Here is a 16,595-nt window from a genome sequence, read left to right as displayed (position 1 = left end):
AGCGGGGGCTACCGAAAAGGCGCACAAGCACCGGAGGTGCCTACCCCGTGAACTGCATTTTCTGCGAGATCGTGTCGGGCCGATCCGACGCCAGCGTCGTGCACGAGGATGACGACGTGATGGCGTTCATGGACATCCGGCCGTGGACGTCCGGACACCTGCTGGTGGTCCCGAAGCGGCACGCGACCGGGCTCGCCGACCTCGACCCGGGTGACGGCGCGGCGGTGTTCGCGGTGGGGCAGCGCATCGCGACCGCACTGCGCCACGGGCCGATGCGGGCCCAGGGTGTCAACCTGTTCCTGGCCGACGGGATCGCCGCCGGCCAGGAGGTCTTCCACGTCCACCTGCACGTCGTTCCCCGCACGGCCGGTGACGGGTTCGGGCTGCGCGGAATGCCGAAGTCGCCGAGCCGGATCGCGCTCGATCAGACGGCGGGCGTCATCCGTTCCTCCCTCACCTGACGTGAGTGGCAAAGCGTGCGGGAGCACACTTTGTCACTCACGTGCGGGGTAGCGGACCTCGCCGGTGCGGCCGTTCTCGTCGAACCGTCGTTCGGTGATGTCGAAGGTGCCGTCCGCCCGGACCCGCAGCAGTGTCGACGCCCGCGTCCCGTAGTCGCCGTAGTGAATGAACCGGGACGACAGGGCGCGTTCGAGTTCGGGTTCGATGCCCGTGTCGGGCAGCGCCTCCCACGGTGCGGGGTCGCTGTCGGCGAGCACGTCGAAGTATGCCCCCGGATCCGCATCGGGGTTGCCGTCGTCGGCGGCGAGTGCAGCGGCGAACGCCTGCTTGCCGCCGGTCACCTTCGGCCAGGGCGTGTCGAGTTCGGCGTTGGACAGGCCGTGGACGCCGGGTTCCACCCGCTGCCGCCGACCGTGGGGCCGGTTGGTGGCCCACCACAGTTCCGCGGGGTCGCCGACGAGCAGGTTGAAGCTGCCGTACTCGGCGCCCGTCGCGGCCACCTGTGCGGCGTAGTCGGCGGGGGACAGCCGACCGCGGAGGTAGTCGACGGGCAGGGCCCCACGGGACCGTGCCCCGGTCGAGGGTGCGCCGTCGCGGACGTTGGTGACGGCCGCGAATCGCAGGGAGTCGGCGATTCCCATCCAGGTGCCGCCGGCGAGCAGATCGCGGCCCGCGAGGAACCCGTCGTCCCACCTGCTCAGCGGTTCGGTGGGGCGGGCGTAGAACTCGTCGCGGTTGGCCGTGACGACGAGGGGGAGGTCGGGGCGGGTATGCCAGGCGAACAGGACCAGGCACATGCAGACGTCTCCTCGTCACCTCGATCATCCGAACTCGGTGTGCATGCCCGAGCGTAGCCGCCCTCGAAATACCTCTGAAACAGAGCTATATTGAATCCATGGCACAGAACGAGGCGCCTGCCGAACAGCTCTTCGCCGCAATCGGATTGCTGCGCCGGCACACGCGCCGTCGGGTCGGGCGGCCGTGGCCGGAGACACCGTTGACGGGGTCGCAGGTGGAGTTGGTGCGGCTGCTCCGCCGCAGGCCCGGCACGTCCGTGGCGGAAGCCGCGGCGGCCCTGGGCCTCGCGGCGAACACCGTCTCCACCCTCGTGCGGCAACTCACCGACGCCGGGCTGGTCGAACGGGTGCGGGACGAGTCCGACCGCCGCGTCGCCCGCCTGGCGCTCACCGACGACGCGCGGGCCCAGGTCGAACGCTGGCGCGACCGCCGCAACATCGAGGTCGCCGCCGCATTCGACGGACTGAGTGCCGAGGACAGGCACGCCATCGAATCCGCCGTACCCGCCATCACCCGCCTCGCCGGAGCGCTTCACCCGGATCAGGCCGGGCCGAGCGATCAGGAGGTCGTCCGATGATGTTTCGCAGGGCGCAGACCGCCGCACGACAGCGGCCGTCCCACGGCGCGCTGGAACTGTCGCACGTGACCTACTCGTTCGGGGACTACACCGCGGTGAAGGACCTGAGCCTCGTGATCGAGGCGGGGGAGTGCTTCGGCCTCCTCGGCCCCAACGGGGCGGGGAAGACCACCACGATCCGACTGCTCAACACGCTTCTTCCGCTGCAGGACGGCGACGTGAGCATCTTCGGGTACGACGTGCGCACCCAGGCGATGGCCGTTCGACGGCTGCTCGGGTATGTGCCGCAACAGTTGTCGATCGAAGGCGCGCTCACCGCCCGTGAGAACGTGTCCTGGTTCGCCCGCCTCTACGACGTACCCCGGTCCGAACGGCGGCGCCGGGTGGACGAGGTACTGGAGATGGTGGACCTCGCCGACGTCGCCGACCGGGTGGCGTCGAGTTTCTCGGGCGGCATGGTCCGGCGCCTCGAACTCGCGCAGGCGTTGGTCAACCGGCCGTCGTTGCTGGTGCTCGACGAACCGACGGTCGGGCTCGATCCGGTGGCGCGGGATTCGGTGTGGGCCCGCGTCACCGAGATGCAGAAGCAGTACGGGATGACGGTCCTGCTCACCACCCACTACATGGAAGAGGCCGAGGCACTGTGTGATCGGGTCGCGTTGATGCACCGCGGCGAACTGCGGGCGGTCGGTTCCCCGTCGGGGCTCGTCGCCGAACTGGGGCCCGACGCGACACTCGACGACGTCTTCCGCCACTTCACCGGTGACAGTCTCACCGCCGACGAGAAGGGAGGGCTCCGGGATGTCCGTAGCGCCCGCCGCACTGCCCGCCGTCTGGGCTGAACCGCCGACCCGGGGTGTGCTCCGGTTGTTGTCGCGGATCGTCACGTTCTGTCTGGTCGAGCTGCAGAAACTCCGCCACGACCGCACCGAGTTGGTGACCCGGGCGATCCAGCCGATCCTGTGGCTGGTCATCTTCGGGGAGACGTTCAGCCGCATCCGCGCGATCCCGACCGGCGACGTCCCCTACCTGGACTACCTGGCACCGGGCATCATCGCCCAGTCGGCGCTCTTCGTCGCGATCTTCTACGGCATCCAGATCATCTGGGAACGCGACGCCGGGGTCTTGACCAAGCTGCTCGTGACACCCACGCCGCGGGCGGCTCTCGTGACGGGCAAGGCGTTCGCGGCCGGCGTCCGCGCGGTCACCCAGGCCGTGGTCGTCGTGGTCGTGGCTGCGCTGCTCGGGGTCGGGATGACGTGGAATCCGGTTCGTCTTCTGGGTGTCGTCGCGGTCGTGGTGCTGGGCGCGGCGTTCTTCTCGTGCCTGTCGGTGGCCATCGCCGGGGTGGTGCTCAAACGTGACCGGCTGATGGGGATCGGCCAGGCGATCACGATGCCGCTGTTCTTCGCGTCGAACGCGCTGTACCCGGTGGAACTCATGCCGGGGTGGGTCCAGGCGATCAGCCGCGTGAACCCCCTGAGTTACGAGGTGTCCGCACTCAGGGGGCTGCTGATCGGTCAGCCCACGAACTACTGGCTGGACTTCGGGGTGCTCGTGGCAGCCGCGGTGCTCGGGATCGCCATCGCGTCCGCGCTGTTGGGGCGACTGTCCCGATAGCCGGGTCGGGTCACGAGGCCACGAACGTCTTCTCCAGTGCCCGCCGCAGATCGGACTTGCTGATCTTGCCGACCCCGGTGACCGGGAACTCGTCGACGAACACCACCTTGTCCGGCACCTTGTAGTCGGCGAGTCCGCGGCCGCGGACGAACTTCTTGAGTTCGACGGCCTTCGGCTGCCCACCTTGCACCACGACGAACGCGCAACTCCGTTCGCCGAGATACGGGTCGGGCATCGACACCACCGCGACATCGGCGACGGCGGAGTGTGCGAGCAGATGGTTCTCGACCTCTTCCGCGGCCACCTTCTCGCCGCCGCGGTTGATCTGATCCTTCGCGCGGCCCTCGACGACGAGGTAGCCGTCGTCCGTGAGCCGGACGATGTCGCCGGTGCGGTAGAAGCCGTCCTCGGTGAAGGCCGTCGAATTGTGTTCGGGAGCCCGGTAATACCCACGAATGGTGTACGGACCGCGGGTGAGCAGATGACCGGACGTGCCGTTCGGGACGGGTTCGCCCCGGTCGTCGACGACCCGGACCTCGTCGTCGGGGCTGATCGGTCTGCCCTGGGTGGTGACGATCGTGTCTTCCGGGTCGTCGAGCCGCGTGTAGTTGACGAGTCCCTCCGCCATCCCGAAGACCTGCTGCAGCGTGCACCCGAGTTCGGGACGCACCCGCTTCGCGGCCTCGGCGCTGAACTTGGCGCCGCCCACCTGCAGCACCTCGAGGCTCGAGAGGTCCCGTTCGGTGCGACCACTGGCGGCCAGCCAGGCCAACGCGAGCGGCGGTACCAGAGACGCAATCGTGACGCCCTCCTTCTCGATGAGCGCGAACGCGGTGTCGGGGCTCGGATCCGGTGCGAGCACCACGCGACCACCGGCGTGCAGCACGCCGAGGATGCCCGGTGAGCTCATCGGAAAGTTGTGCGCCGCAGGCAGAACGACGAGCATGCGGGTGCTCTCGTCGACGCCGCAGATGCGGTCCGACTCGCGCACCGAGTACAGGTAGTCGGTGTGGGTGCGCGGGATCAGCTTCGACACCCCGGTGGTCCCGCCCGAGAGCTGCAGGAACGCCACGGATTCCGGACCCACCGCCGGCCCGTCCGAGATCGGTTCCGCCGCCCGCAGTTCGTCGAGTGACGTGAACTCCTCCGCGTCCCCGGCCACGATGATCCTGGGCGGATTCTCGGCCGAGGCCACCACGTCGCGGGCAAGTGTGCGGTAGTCGAATCCGGCGTGCGTATCGGTGACGACGTAGGCCGCGGCGTCGGTGAAGCTGCAGAAGTAGGAGATCTCCTGGACGCGGTGCGCGGGCAGCGCGAACACCGGCAGTGCACCGAGCCGGAAGACCGCGAAGATCACCTCGACGTACTCGACGATGTTCGGCAACTGCACCACGACCCGGTCGCCGGGCTGCACCCCCGACGACTGCAGCCCGGCTGCGAGCCGGTCGGCGCGGTCGGACAGTTCCCGGTAGCTGAGGGCGCAGTCCGCCCCGGACGCGTCCGGTCCGGTCACGGCGATCGCGTCCCCGAATTGCTCGGCGCGGGCGTCCAGGAACTGCTGGAACGTCTCGTCCGTCCAGTACCCGGCGTCACGGTAGCGTGCGGCGAGGTCGGCGGGGTAGCCGACGGTGGTCTCCAGGGGAGCGCGAACGCTCGTGGTCATCGAAAGTCCTTTTACGGGCATGGCTGTTCGGGGTTGTCAGGCTCGGAGGGTAGCGCCGCCGTCGACGTAGAGCGCCTGCATGGTGATGTGACGTGCCCGATCCGACAGGAGGAACTCGACGGAGTCGGCGATGTCGGCGGCGTCGGCGATGCGGCCCAGCGGGATACCGACCTTGAACGAGCCCAGGTCTCCGTCGATCGCTCCGCGTGCTCCGGCGTCGTCGGCGGGATCCGACCACAGCGACCGCTGCATCGCGGTGTCCGTCGAGCCGGGGGCGACGATGTTGGCGCGGATCCCATGTTCGGCGAGTTCGAGGCCGAGTACCCGGACGATCATCGAGACGGCGGCCTTAGACGCGCCGTACGCGCCCATTCCGGTGCGGGGGACGCCAGCGGCGTTGGAACCGACCACGACGATGGAACCGGCTGCACGCTCGCGCATTCCGGTGCCGACCGCCCGCAGCACGTTGACGAGGCCGGTGACGTTGACGTCGAACACGCGCTGCCAGCTCTCGGGGTCGGCGTCGAGAACGGAGCCGGTCTCGAGGACACCCGCCACGTGCGCGAGTGCGGTGATGGGTCCGTGCTCGTCCTCGATCCGGCGGACGGTGTCGGTGACGGCGGCGGTGTCGCGGATGTCGGTGACGGCGGTGCCGAGCGGCGGAGTGTCGAGCAGTGCGGCGGTGGCGGCGAGGCCGTCGGCATCACGATCGAGCAGTACCAGGCGGTGGCGGGACCGCGACAGCGTGACGGCCGTGGCCCGTCCGATGCCCTGGGCCGCCCCGACGACCAGTGTCGTGCCGCTCATCGGGTGAGTCCCAGTGCGGCGAGGACGGTGCCCAGTTTGGTTGTGGTCTCGGCGAGTTCGTCGTCCGGTTCGGAGGCGGCGACGATGCCGCCGCCGGCGTACGCCGTGACGGTGGTGCGGTCGGCGTCGATCTGCGCGCACCGGATGGTGACCATCCATTCGCCGTCACCGTCGGCGTCGGCCCAGCCCACGGCGCCGGCGTAGAAGCCGCGGTCGCCCTCGAGTTCGCCGATCAGTGCACGCGCGGCGTCGGTGGGGGTGCCGCACACGGCCGGGGTCGGGTGCACGGCGACGGCGAGGTCCAGTGCGGTCACCGAGCGGTCCCGCAGTCGTCCCGACACGGGTGTGCCGAGATGCCACAGTTGCGGTGTGCTGGTGAGGGTGGGCCGGTCGGGGATGTCGAGTTCGGTGCAGAACGGTTCGAGGCTCGCGCGCAGAGCCTCGACGACGAGGGCGTGTTCGCGCAGATTCTTCTCCGACGCCGCGAGGTTCTCCGCGGTCAGCCTGTCGATCTCGGGATCGGTGTGCCGGGGAGCGGATCCGGCGAGCGGATGGCAGGTCACGGTGTCGCCGCGGCGACGGATGAGCACCTCGGGACTCGAGCCGACGAGGTGCCGTCCCGACCAGCCGGTGCCCGCGGCGCTCAGATCGACGCTGAAGCCGTTGCCGCCGAGGTCGTTCGCGACAAGTTGCGCGAGCAGTGCGTGCGGATGCAGCGGTTCGTCGGCGTGCAGGACGACCGATCGGGCGAGCACCACCTTGTGCAGTGCGGCCTCGGGCTCTCGCAGCAGGTGAATGGCGGCGGTGACCCGGGCGACGTGCTCGTCCTCCGGGGGAATCGACTCGCCGGCGCGTATGTGTGGAAGGGCCTGCCGACGAGGGGACCAGCTTTGCGGGTGATGACGCAGCGTCTGTGGTGCGATCAGCGCGGCGGGATGTGACGGGTCGAAGGCGAGCGCGCCGACCACCGACGTCGCGGTGCCGCTCCGCAGGGCCGCGGCGGCGTCGCGGGCGGAGTCGTAACCGGTGCGGATGCCGTCGGCGATCACGGTGCCGTGCGGGCGGGAGAGAACGAACGGCGCGCCCGGCGGGAGGTCCACCGAAGTCTCTGCGGACTCGGCAACGGCCGTCGACTGCATATGCGATCACCTTTCGTAGCGGACAACTGCGGTGCGCGTGGCGATGCGCACCGTCACGTTCAGACCATATACGGTTAGCCTAACCTTTGGTGGTTCAGCGTGTCCGCCTGCGGTTCTGGTGCGAGGCGTATTCCGTTGCAGACCAGCAGTTTCGAGTCACGACGCGCGGCCCGATATCACCTGCGAAACAGGTCTGGATTCTCGCCACCACCGACTGGCCTAACATCGCATGCACACGTTGCATGGAGGGCAGGCGGCTTCAATGACCGAACGCAGGTTCTCGCTCGATCAGCGGATCGTCGCGGCCCTCCAGGTCGACGGGCGATGTTCCTGGAGCCGAATTGCCCAGGCGCTCGGCGAACCCGAGCGGAACGTGACCCGGCACGGCATCGCGCTCCTCGAGTCCGGGCGGGTGGCGGTCACCGCCGTCGCGAACAGCGGCGGCACAGCGATCGTGCGCCTCCAGTGCTCCCCGGGAACGGTGCGGGTGGCGGCGAGCGCCCTCGCTCAGCGCAGCGACTGCATCTTCGTGTACATCCTCACCGGCACCGCCGACTGTGTGGCCGAGATCCACGTGTCCCGGGATCGCCTCCCGAAGCTCGTCATGGACGAACTCCCCGCGACGATGGGCGTCGTCCGAAGCTGGACCGACCCGGTGCTGCGGTACTTCCGCACGGTCCGCGAATGGGAGGCCGGGGTGCTGACCTCCGCCGAGAAGGACGCGATCGGCGGGGTGTCGCCTCCGGCGACCTTCCTCACGGACCTGGAACGCGGCACCCGGGATCCCGTCGACCGGACGATCATCCGCGAGATGATGCAGAACGGGCGGGTGGGCACCACGGCGCTCGCCCGGACCGCGGGTGTCTCCGAGGCGACGGCCCGGCGACGTGTCCAGGCGCTGCTCACCGAGGGTGCGATCAGCCTCCGGGTGGTGGTGGATCCGGCCCTGTTCGGGCTGCGCGCCGAGGCGATGCTGTTCATCAAGACCCAGCGCAACCGGATCGAACCGCTCGTGCGGGGGATGCTCGAGATGCCGTACGTGCGGTACGCCGCCGGCACGGCGGGCGAGTACCAGGTGGTCGCGAATATCGCCGCGCCGGACGAGTCGGTGCTCTACGACTACATCACGACCGCGCCGTGGGTGGCGGACGCGGCGGCCCTGGAAACCAACATGGTGGTGCAGGCGGTCAAACGCAGCGGACGGACAATGTGACGGATTTCGACATCGGACGGCCCCTCCGGCGCGCCTGATTGCGATCTCCGACAGGCTGGTGGCCGATTTCGCCGAACCTCGTACAGCGGTTGAGTGCTGTGATCCGCACCACGCATGCTTCCTCTACTCCCCGGATGGAAGAAGGAACAGCATGCAACGAGACGCCATTCTCGGGGCGATCGAGGATTCGCCGCAGCGCCGCTGGCTGCTGCTCGTCCCGGTCGCCCCGGTGCTCGCACTCGTCACCGCCGTGTGGCTGCCGTTTGTGAACACGGCCGATCTGTGGTTGGGGATGCCCCGGCTGCTCGTCTGGTGCTCGGCCTGGGTGCTCCTGCTGCTGCCCGCGCTGGCGGCGGTGGAGTTCGGCTTCGTCCGGCCGCACGAGGACGACCTCCAGCTCGAGGAGACGACGCTATGACGAACTCAGCTCTGTGGATCACGCTGGCCGGCATGATCGGATTGGCCGTGATCGCGGTCGGTGGACGCCGGAAACGCGCTCAGAACCTGAGCGAGTGGACGGTCGGCAAACGGAACTTCGGTGTGGTCACCAGTTTCTTCCTGCAGGCCGGTGAATCGTTCACCACGTTCACGTTCCTCGGTGTCGCCGGTATCGCGTTCACCGCGGGCATCGGCGCCACCTACGCCATCCCGTACATCCCGCTCGGCTACGTGGCCCTGTATTTCATCGGACCGCGAATCTGGAAACTCAGCAAGGACCGCGGATACATCACCCAGGCCGACTTCTTCGCGGACCGGTACGGCAGCCCGCTCCTCGGCCGGCTGGTCGCCCTGTGCGGCATCATCTTCCTGCTGCCGTACCTGCAGTTGCAGATCACCGGCCTCGGCCTGATCGTCCGTCTCGTCACGGGCAGCGCGAGTTCGGGCACTCTGAGCATGATCGTCGCGACCGTCCTCGTCGTCGGATTCGTGCTGTGGGCCGGCATTCACGGCCTCGCGCGCACCGCCTATGTCAAAGACGTCCTGATCCTGCTCGCCGTCGTGGTGCTGTCCATCGTGATCCCGTTGCACTTCGCCGGTGGCATCGGCGACGTGTTCGGCCAGATCGCCCAGACCCACAGCGAGATGGTGACCGTGAACCCCGGTGACTACGACAAGGTCTGGTGGACCACGAGCCTGCTGATCTCCGCGATCGGCTGCGGGTTCCTCACCACCCCGCACCTCTGGCCGCCGCTGCTGGCCGCAAAGAACGGTCGAGTGATCCGCTCCAACAACACTTTTCTGCCGATGTACCAGGTGGTCATGATTCTTCCGATCATGCTGGGCTTCGTCGGGATCCTCGCACTGAATCCCAACACCAGCAGCAACGCCGTCCTGCTCACGCTGGCCGGGGGAGCGCTGCCGAACTGGGCGCTCGGACTGATCGCGATCGCCGCGGCCTCCGCCGCGATGCTGCCCGCCGGCGCCATCTGCATCGGCATCTCGACGCTGGCGTCGCACAACCTGGTGAAGATCGAAAGCGAGCGCACGAAGCTCCGGTTCAACCACCTGGTCGTGATCGCCGCTGCCACCATGGCCCTCGTGCTCGGCCTGACGCGCCCCGATCTGCTGGCCAACCTGTTGCTGCTCACGTTCGGTGGTCTCAGCCAGCTCGCCCCCGGTCTGGCGCTGGCTCTGCCCGAGAAGCCGTTGCTCGCCACGCAATCCGTGTTCGCCGGTCTCGTCGTGGGAATGCTCACCGTCATCGTGATGACCGTCTTCGAACTGAACCTCGCCAACATCGACGCCGGCATCTGCGGCCTGGTCCTCAACCTCGCGGTGATCGCCGTCGTGGAGGCCGTCGTCCGCGCCACCCGTCCCCGCACCCCGGCCCCCGCGTCGTCGGAAGACCTTCCCGCAACCACCCCGATCCTGGAGACCTCGAAATGACCATCGATCACTACTCGACCGCGCGAGAGATGCTCGCCGCACTCCGTCGCAAGGACATCTCGGCCCGCGAGCTGCTCGACCTGCACACGGACCGGATCGCGCGGGTGAATCCGACGGTCAACGCGCTCGTCAGCCTCGACCTGGACCGCGCGCACTCCACCGCTGCCGCCGCCGACGCACAGACGGCCGCCGGAACCCCGGTGGGGCCGCTGCACGGACTGCCTTTCGCGTTCAAGGACACTCACGACGTCGCCGGTTTCCCCACCGTCGCCGGCTCGCCGCTCCTCGTCGACAACGTTCCCGAGACCAGTGAGCTGATCGCCGAACGCGTCATCGCGGCCGGCGCCGTCACGATCGGCAAGTCCAACGTCCCCGAGTTCGCCGCCGGCTCGCACACGTTCAACCCCGTCTTCGGGACCACCACCAACCCGTACGACCCCACCAAGAGTGCGGGTGGCTCGAGCGGCGGCGCCGCGTCCGCGCTCGGCGCGGGACTCGTCGCGCTCGCCGACGGCAGCGACATGGGCGGTTCGCTGCGCAACCCGGCGTCGTTCTGCAACGTCGTCGGATTGCGCCCCACTCCGGGCCGTGTGCCGTGCTGGCCGAACAGCGCACCCTGGGACGCACTCGTGACGCAGGGACCGATGGCCCGGAACGTCGACGACCTGGAACTGCTGCTGTCGGTGATCTCCGGACCCGACGCGCGCATCCGCAGTTCGCTCAGCGCCGATGCCCTCGCGCCGCGTCTCGGCGTCGGCGGCCTGCAGGGTCTGCGCGTCGCGGTGTCCGCGGATCTGAACGGCATCTTCCCCGTGGATGCGCCGGTCCGCGAGATCCACGACCGGCAGTCCTCGATCTTCGCCGCCGCGGGTGCGGTGGTGGCCGAGGACGCACCGTCGATTCCCGACGCCGAGTGGGTGTTCCGCACCCTGCGGGCGTGGCGGTTCAAGATCGACCTCGGTGACCGCGCCGACGCTACCCCCGAACTGCTGAAGCCGTCGCTGCTCGACAACATCCGGCAGGCAGACCGGCTCTCCGCCGACGACGTCGCGAAAGCCATGGTGGCGCAGGCGGAGATCCAGCATCGCGCCGTCGAATTCTTCACCCACCACGACATCCTGGTGATGCCCGTGTCGCAGGTGCTCCCGTTCGACGCCGAACTCGAGTACCCGGCAGCGGTCGACGGCCGTCGCTGCGACGACTACCTCGACTGGATGACGTCGGCGTTGACCGTGACGGTGCTGGGTTGCCCCGCGATCTCCGTTCCCGCCGGATTCAGCGCCGACGGTCTGCCGGTCGGCGTGCAGATCGTCGCGGCCCCGGGCAACGACCTGTTCCTGCTCGACGTGGCACGAGCCTACGAGCAGCTGAACCCCGTCGGAGCCACACGCCCGCACCTCCTCGAGAGGGCGGCAGCGTCTAGCTCTTCGTGAAGTCGTCCTCGCCGACCCGGTGGACGTGGATCAGGTTGGTGGATCCGACGGTGTGCGGGGGTGAGCCGGCGACGATGACGACGAGGTCGCCGTGCCGGTAGCGGCCCAGCCGGAGCAGGGCGGTGTCGACCTGGCGGATCATCTCGTCGGTCGATTCCACCGGGTCGACGAGGAAGGTTTCGGTGCCCCAGGTGAGGGCGAGTTCGTTGCGCACCTGGGGTAGCGGGGTGAATGCCAGCAGTGGCAGCGGGGTGTGGAGCCGGGCGAGTCGTCGCACGGTGTCCCCGGACTGGGTGAACGCGACCAGCGCGGTGGCGTTCAGGCGTTCGCCGATGTCGCGGGCGGCGAACGAGAGAACCCCGCCGTGGGTGCGGGGAGTGTGGGTCAGGGCGGGGACGGTGGTGGATTGGTGTTCGACGGCGGAGAGGATCCGCGCCATCGTCGCGGCCGTCTCGGTCGGGTAGGCACCGACGGAGGTTTCACCGGACAGCATTACCGCGTCGGCGCCGTCGAGGATCGCGTTGGCCACGTCCGATGCTTCGGCCCGGGTGGGCCGGGAGTTGTCGATCATCGATTCGAGCGTCTGGGTGGCGACGATCACCGGTCGGGCGTTCTCCCGGGCGATCTGCACGATGCGTTTCTGTACCAGCGGCACCTGCTCGAGGGGGACTTCGACGCCGAGGTCGCCGCGCGCGACCATGACCGCGTCGAAGGCCCGCACGATCGCCTCGATGTCGTCGACGGCTTCGGTTTTTTCGATCTTTGCGATCACCGGGACCCGGCGACGAGGCGACAGCAGCGACGCCGAGTCGACATCGGCAGCGAGTGGCGAGTGGATGTCGGTGAGAGTCATCGTGGTCCTTCGTTGTGCAGAAGCGAGCCCCGGCCGATGTCACGCCCGATGCGGGTGAGGAGTTCGCCGGTCAGCTCCGGGTCGGCGGCGGTGTTCCGGTCGGTGTAGTCGCCGAGGGAATGGATGTACTCGAAACCGGCAGGAGCCCAATGCTTCCGGGACAGAGTGCTACGGCCGGCGACGGCGATCACCGGGACCGGATGGGCGCGGCGGGCCAGGACCGCGAGCAGTTTGCCGTGTTCGGTCTGCTCGTCGATGCTGCCCTCGCCGGTGATCACCAGGTTCATTCCTGCGAGACAGCCGTCGAAATCGAGTAGGTCGAGGAAGTATTCGGCGCCGGAGACCATGCGCGCGCCGAGCAGCATGGCGGCGAATCCGATCCCACCGGCACTGCCGGCGCCGGGGGAGTCGGCCACCGCACGCGCCTGAGGGTAGCCGCTGCGGGTGAACACCTCGACGAGGTTGTCGAGGCCGGAGTCGAGGTAGCGCACGTCAGCTTCGGTGGCGCCCTTCTGTGGGCCGTACACGGCGGCGGCGCCGTGCGGTCCGGTCAGCGGGTTGGTGACGTCGCCGGCGATCACGATCTCGATTCCGGACAGGTTCACCGCGCGGGAGGAATCGATCGTCGCGACCTCGGGAAGGGTTCGCCCGCACGCCCGCAGGGGTCGTCCCGTGGAGTCGGAGAAGGTAAACCCGAGGGCGGCGAGCATCCCCGTTCCGCCGTCGGTACCGGCGCTGCCGCCGAGGGCGAGGACGAGGCGGCGCGGGTGGTGGCGGCGGGCGTGCCCGATGGCCTGGCCGAATCCGAGGCTGGAGGCGTCGAGGGGAGCGGTGCGCCCGCTGGGGAGGGTGGCCAGTCCGCAAGTGTTGGCGACTTCGACCACCGCGGTGGTGCCGTTGACGGCGACGCGTCCGCGCTGGGGTGTTCCCCTTGCGCCGGCGACCGTGACGGGGTGCGGAGTGAATCCGACCGCCACCGCCGCGTCGACGCTGCCGTCGCCTCCGTCGGCGAGAGGAAGTCGCCTGCTGTCGATTCCCGCCGAAGGGAGGCCGGCCGAGAGATGTTCGGCGACAGCTGCTGCGGAGAGCGAGCCCTTGAACTTGTCCGGGGCAACCAGAACCCTCATGGGCCTTCCTCTCTCGTGTGCAGTGCGGATGCGGTAATCGCTGTGTGGAGTGCGCGGGCGTCGTCGCCGCGGGGTCGAGCCGTTCGTGGTCGATGTGGACGCGTCCGGTTCCTTGATCATGTGGTGGTGCTTGTCTCGTGGTTTCTGTTCCAGGATCTCCATGTCGAAGTCGTTCTCGACGTCACCGTCGGGTGGGGGAAGGACTTCGCCGGAGAAGACGCGGCGGGCGCGGTCGACGTCGAGTTCGTGGTTCCATGTGGCGACGAACAGGGTGGCGACGGCGTTGCCGATGAAGTTCACCAGGACGCGGCATTCGGACATGAACTTGTCGATGCCGAAGATGAGCATGATGCCGGCCGCGGGGATGGTGCCAAGAGTGCTCAATGTTGCTGTCAGCGCGATGAATCCGCCTCCCGCGACACCTGCGGCCCCCTTGGAGGTGAGGAGCATGACGCCGAGGAGGCCGAGCTGCTGCGGAATCGTCAGGTCGGTGTTGGTGGCCTGCGCGATGTACAGCGCGGCGAGCGAGAGGTAGATGGCTGCCCCGTCGAGGTTGAAACTGTAACCGGTGGGCACGACGAGACCGACGGTGGTCTTCTTGACGCCGGCGTACTCCAGCTTGCGCATCAGACCGGGCAGCGCGGGCTCGGCAGTGGAGGTTCCGAGAATGAGCAGGAGTTCTTCCTTGAAGAAGCCGAGCATCCGGAAGATGTTGAGCCGCAGGTACGCCATGACCGATCCGAGGACCACGAAGACGAAGAACGCGGACGTGACGTAGAACAGCAGGATCAGGCTGCCGAGGCTGGTGAGGGTGGAGACACCGTACTTGCCGATGGCGAAGGCCATGGCGCCGAACGCACCGAGGGGTGCGAGCTTCATGATGAAGCTCAGGACCTTGAAGACCACCGCGGTGAGGCGTTCGACGGCCTCCCGGATCGGTGCGGCGATCTGGCCCACCGCGTTGATGGCGACACCGAAGATGACGGCGAGGAAGATGACCTGGAGGATGTCGCCCTCGACGAACGGGCCGAACACGCTGTCCGGGACCAGGTGGGTGATGAACTCCCACCACTGTTTCTCTTCACCGGTCTGAATCAGTTTGTTGGCGGAGTCGGTCGTTTCCAGCGAGGCGGCGTCGGCATTCACCCCGTCGCCGAGGCGGAAGAGGTTGATCGCGACGAGACCGGTGAGCAGCGCGAGGATCGTTCCGACATGGAAGTAGGTCAGCGCCTTGATTCCCGTCAGCCCGACCTTCTTCAGATCCGCGACACTCGCGATGCCGCCGACGATCGTCAGGAACACGATCGGGCAGATCAGCATCTTCATCGCGGTGATGAAGGTGGTGCCGATCGGCTCCATCGCCTCGCCGGTGTCCGGCCAGAGCCACCCGACCAGGATGCCGAGCACGATCGCGATGAGAACCCAGAAGTACAGTTGCCTGTACCAAGGTTTCTTCACAGTCGCCGGTTGGTAACTCGCTGCGCTGCTTGGTGTCTCCATGAAATCCACCTCGGGTGGGAGTGTTCAGGTGTGAAGACGGGGTGGCCGAGAGTTACCGACCGTTCGAGGGGTGGGGGCCCGACCCGGCAGATTTTGCCGAGTCGGGCCGGCTGTGAACTGTGGATGGCGGTCAGGCCGGGGTCAGCGCGGTCTGCAGCGCGTGCACGATCGCCTCGGTGACGGCGTCGGTGTCCGACGTGCCGCCGATGTCGCGGGTCAGTGCTCCGCTCGCGGTGGCGGCCTCGATGGCGGCTTCGACGCGGCGGGCCTCGTCGTGCAGCCCGAAGTGGTCGAGCATCAGGGCGGCGCTGGCGATCGCGCCGATCGGGTTGCTGATGCCCTGGCCCGCGATGTCGGGTGCGGACGCAGCGTCCATGACCAAGAGTCGATCCGGCTTATAGGTTTCACCTAATCGAGTCGTGTTTTCGCAGGTAGGGTGAGTGTCCACGCGGCGGTCGTCGAGAGCACCGCTCGAGGGTTCGGCCGCACATCGACGGGAATGAGGGGTTCGGATGGACGCGCGTCGGTTGCGGTACTTCCTGGCTGTGGTCGACCAGGGAGGCATCAACCGCGCAGCGGAAACACTGCTGATCGCGCAGCCCTCGCTCTCCCAGTCGATATCCGCGCTCGAGCGTGAACTCGGGGTACCGCTCTTTCACCGCGTCGGACGCAGACTGGTGCTTAGCGACGCCGGCGAAACGCTCGTCGGTCCGGCCCGCGTGGTGTTGCGCGATCTCGAGGATGCGAAGGCATCCGTCGATGCGCTGAAAGGGCTCCGCGCCGGTCGCGTGGACCTGATTACGATGCCGTCACCCGGGATCGAACCCCTCACCACGATCCTCACCAGCTTCAGCCGCACCTATCCTTCGGTCACCGTCAATGCCGAGGCGGCGTTCACCCCCGAAGAGGTGCTCCATGCCGTGCGCACCGGCGTCTGCGAGATCGGGATCCTGGGTTCACCCGCTGCGGTGCGTGCCCCCGAACTCGACGTCGTCGCACTCGAAAGCCAGCCGCTGATCCTCATCTCCGGGCCGGGCGCCGAGACGCCGAGCCGCCCGGAGATTCGGAGATCGGAACTGTCCGGATTTCGACTCATCGTCTCGCAGCGCGGATCGTTGATGCGAACCCTCGTCGACGAGGTCCTCGCCAGCGGCGTCGCAGCCACCATCGTCGCCGAGGTCGCCCACCGAACCTCGATCCTGCCGATGGTCCTCAGCGGATTCGGGCAGGCTGTCATGCCGTCGTCGTGGGCGCCGTCGGCCCGGCAGTCCGGCGCCACCGTGCACCGCATCGTCCCCGAGTCCTACTTGCACATCGCCGCCGTCTGCCGGCGAACCCATCTCACGCCACCCGCGCGGACGCTCATGGACGAGGCACGAAAGTACGCAGAACGCACACCGGCAGCCTGGGATGAGCCCGCAGCGGAGAGCCCGCACAACTCCTGAACCGACAGTCGTGCCCATACTCCGTGATGGATCGAGGATCGAGACACTCCGCCGTTCTTCGATCGCCCCGG

Annotated in this window: 14 protein-coding genes and 3 pseudogenes; 9 read left to right on the top strand and 8 right to left on the bottom strand. The window is 68.2% G+C overall.

Annotation, left to right across the window (positions count from 1 at the left end):
* Positions 1-47: 47 nt before the first annotated feature.
* Complete coding sequence (locus GO592_RS25640) at positions 48-461, top strand: HIT family protein (protein ID WP_005566400.1); 414 nt, start codon at positions 48-50, stop codon at positions 459-461.
* A 33-nt stretch (positions 462-494) separates the two neighbouring features.
* Here GO592_RS25640 and GO592_RS25635 read toward each other — a convergent pair whose 3' ends face one another.
* Positions 495-1,259 carry an NRDE family protein gene (locus GO592_RS25635; RefSeq protein WP_007301012.1) on the bottom strand — a complete coding sequence of 255 codons (765 nt, stop codon included), beginning with the start codon at positions 1,257-1,259 and terminating at the stop codon, positions 495-497.
* 98 nt (positions 1,260-1,357) lie between these two features.
* Between GO592_RS25635 and GO592_RS25630 the strand changes: the two genes are divergently transcribed.
* Genes GO592_RS25630 through GO592_RS25620 form a run of 3 tightly spaced genes read left to right on the top strand, consistent with a single transcriptional unit; the run spans position 1,358 to position 3,457 of the window.
* On the top strand, positions 1,358-1,837 hold the full coding sequence (locus GO592_RS25630; RefSeq protein ID WP_007301013.1) for a MarR family transcriptional regulator: 480 nt from the start codon (positions 1,358-1,360) through the stop codon (positions 1,835-1,837).
* Positions 1,834-2,679: an ABC transporter ATP-binding protein gene (locus GO592_RS25625; protein ID WP_007301014.1), complete on the top strand. Its 846-nt coding sequence runs from the start codon at positions 1,834-1,836 to the stop codon at positions 2,677-2,679. Before GO592_RS25630 ends, GO592_RS25625 begins: the two co-directional genes overlap by 4 nt.
* Entirely contained in the window at positions 2,639-3,457 is an 819-nt protein-coding gene (locus tag GO592_RS25620; protein ID WP_007301015.1) for an ABC transporter permease, read from the top strand. The genes GO592_RS25625 and GO592_RS25620 overlap by 41 nt, the downstream gene beginning before the upstream one ends.
* A gap of 10 nt (positions 3,458-3,467) precedes the next feature.
* Here the strand turns inward: GO592_RS25620 and GO592_RS25615 are convergent, their stop codons facing one another.
* Genes GO592_RS25615 through GO592_RS25605 form a run of 3 tightly spaced genes read right to left on the bottom strand, consistent with a single transcriptional unit; the run spans position 3,468 to position 7,066 of the window.
* Positions 3,468-5,120 (bottom strand): (2,3-dihydroxybenzoyl)adenylate synthase, encoded by a 1,653-nt coding sequence (locus tag GO592_RS25615; protein WP_202714995.1) that lies wholly within the window; start codon positions 5,118-5,120, stop codon positions 3,468-3,470.
* Between the two features lie 36 nt (positions 5,121-5,156).
* Positions 5,157-5,927 (bottom strand): 2,3-dihydro-2,3-dihydroxybenzoate dehydrogenase, encoded by a 771-nt coding sequence (locus tag GO592_RS25610; protein ID WP_007301017.1) that lies wholly within the window; start codon positions 5,925-5,927, stop codon positions 5,157-5,159.
* A complete protein-coding gene (locus GO592_RS25605) occupies positions 5,924-7,066 on the bottom strand; it encodes an isochorismate synthase (protein WP_007301018.1) in 1,143 nt (380 codons plus the stop codon). The genes GO592_RS25610 and GO592_RS25605 overlap by 4 nt, the downstream gene beginning before the upstream one ends.
* A 262-nt stretch (positions 7,067-7,328) precedes the next feature.
* On the opposite strand from GO592_RS25605, the gene GO592_RS25600 reads away from it, so the two are divergent.
* The 4 genes from GO592_RS25600 (at position 7,329) to GO592_RS25585 (ending at position 11,599) form a co-directional block, all read left to right on the top strand.
* Positions 7,329-8,279, top strand: coding sequence for an Lrp/AsnC family transcriptional regulator (locus GO592_RS25600; protein WP_007301019.1), 951 nt, complete (start codon positions 7,329-7,331; stop codon positions 8,277-8,279).
* Between the two features lie 151 nt (positions 8,280-8,430).
* A complete protein-coding gene (locus tag GO592_RS25595) occupies positions 8,431-8,697 on the top strand; it encodes a hypothetical protein (protein WP_007301020.1) in 267 nt (88 codons plus the stop codon).
* A complete protein-coding gene (locus GO592_RS25590; protein ID WP_007301021.1) occupies positions 8,694-10,166 on the top strand; it encodes a sodium:solute symporter family protein in 1,473 nt (490 codons plus the stop codon). The genes GO592_RS25595 and GO592_RS25590 overlap by 4 nt, the downstream gene beginning before the upstream one ends.
* The gene (locus tag GO592_RS25585) at positions 10,163-11,599 is read left to right on the top strand and encodes an amidase (RefSeq protein ID WP_007301022.1); all 1,437 of its coding nucleotides are present in this window, start codon (positions 10,163-10,165) and stop codon (positions 11,597-11,599) included. The genes GO592_RS25590 and GO592_RS25585 overlap by 4 nt, the downstream gene beginning before the upstream one ends.
* Here GO592_RS25585 and GO592_RS25580 read toward each other — a convergent pair.
* The 4 genes and pseudogenes from GO592_RS25580 to GO592_RS25565 all read right to left on the bottom strand — a co-directional run.
* Positions 11,586-12,386 (bottom strand): annotated as a pseudogene (locus GO592_RS25580) (pyruvate kinase); the annotation flags it as partial. The gene GO592_RS25585 and the pseudogene GO592_RS25580 overlap by 14 nt on opposite strands.
* A gap of 62 nt (positions 12,387-12,448) precedes the next feature.
* Positions 12,449-13,579 carry a glycerate kinase gene (locus GO592_RS25575; RefSeq protein ID WP_082325061.1) on the bottom strand — a complete coding sequence of 377 codons (1,131 nt, stop codon included), beginning with the start codon at positions 13,577-13,579 and terminating at the stop codon, positions 12,449-12,451.
* Between the two features lie 37 nt (positions 13,580-13,616).
* Positions 13,617-15,079 (bottom strand): annotated as a pseudogene (gene dctA / locus GO592_RS25570) (C4-dicarboxylate transporter DctA); the annotation flags it as partial.
* Positions 15,080-15,209: 130 nt separating this feature from the next.
* A pseudogene (locus tag GO592_RS25565) lies at positions 15,210-15,443 on the bottom strand (isocitrate/isopropylmalate family dehydrogenase); the annotation flags it as partial.
* Between the two features lie 148 nt (positions 15,444-15,591).
* On the opposite strand from GO592_RS25565, the gene GO592_RS25560 reads away from it, so the two are divergent.
* Positions 15,592-16,524, top strand: coding sequence for a LysR family transcriptional regulator (locus GO592_RS25560; RefSeq protein WP_007301026.1), 933 nt, complete (start codon positions 15,592-15,594; stop codon positions 16,522-16,524).
* The last annotated feature ends 71 nt before the right edge of the window (positions 16,525-16,595 follow it).

It is taken from the genome of Rhodococcus sp. 21391, assembly GCF_016772255.1.
In the GTDB taxonomy this organism is placed as follows: domain Bacteria; phylum Actinomycetota; class Actinomycetes; order Mycobacteriales; family Mycobacteriaceae; genus Rhodococcus_F; species Rhodococcus_F opacus.
This window is presented reverse-complemented; position numbering and strand designations above follow the sequence as displayed.

Excerpts from the sequence above, each read along its gene's own strand:
- GO592_RS25605 (WP_007301018.1), bottom strand. The coding sequence starts at position 7,066 with ATGCAGTCGACGGCCGTTGCCGAGTCCGCAGAGACTTCGGTGGACCTC.
- GO592_RS25600 (WP_007301019.1), top strand. The coding sequence starts at position 7,329 with ATGACCGAACGCAGGTTCTCGCTCGATCAGCGGATCGTCGCGGCCCTC.
- GO592_RS25560 (WP_007301026.1), top strand. The coding sequence starts at position 15,592 with ATGGACGCGCGTCGGTTGCGGTACTTCCTGGCTGTGGTCGACCAGGGA.
- GO592_RS25635 (WP_007301012.1), bottom strand. The coding sequence starts at position 1,259 with ATGTGCCTGGTCCTGTTCGCCTGGCATACCCGCCCCGACCTCCCCCTC.
- GO592_RS25625 (WP_007301014.1), top strand. The coding sequence starts at position 1,834 with ATGATGTTTCGCAGGGCGCAGACCGCCGCACGACAGCGGCCGTCCCAC.
- GO592_RS25595 (WP_007301020.1), top strand. The coding sequence starts at position 8,431 with ATGCAACGAGACGCCATTCTCGGGGCGATCGAGGATTCGCCGCAGCGC.
- GO592_RS25620 (WP_007301015.1), top strand. The coding sequence starts at position 2,639 with ATGTCCGTAGCGCCCGCCGCACTGCCCGCCGTCTGGGCTGAACCGCCG.
- GO592_RS25590 (WP_007301021.1), top strand. The coding sequence starts at position 8,694 with ATGACGAACTCAGCTCTGTGGATCACGCTGGCCGGCATGATCGGATTG.
- GO592_RS25585 (WP_007301022.1), top strand. The coding sequence starts at position 10,163 with ATGACCATCGATCACTACTCGACCGCGCGAGAGATGCTCGCCGCACTC.
- GO592_RS25615 (WP_202714995.1), bottom strand. The coding sequence starts at position 5,120 with ATGACCACGAGCGTTCGCGCTCCCCTGGAGACCACCGTCGGCTACCCC.
- GO592_RS25610 (WP_007301017.1), bottom strand. The coding sequence starts at position 5,927 with ATGAGCGGCACGACACTGGTCGTCGGGGCGGCCCAGGGCATCGGACGG.
- GO592_RS25575 (WP_082325061.1), bottom strand. The coding sequence starts at position 13,579 with ATGAGGGTTCTGGTTGCCCCGGACAAGTTCAAGGGCTCGCTCTCCGCA.
- GO592_RS25630 (WP_007301013.1), top strand. The coding sequence starts at position 1,358 with ATGGCACAGAACGAGGCGCCTGCCGAACAGCTCTTCGCCGCAATCGGA.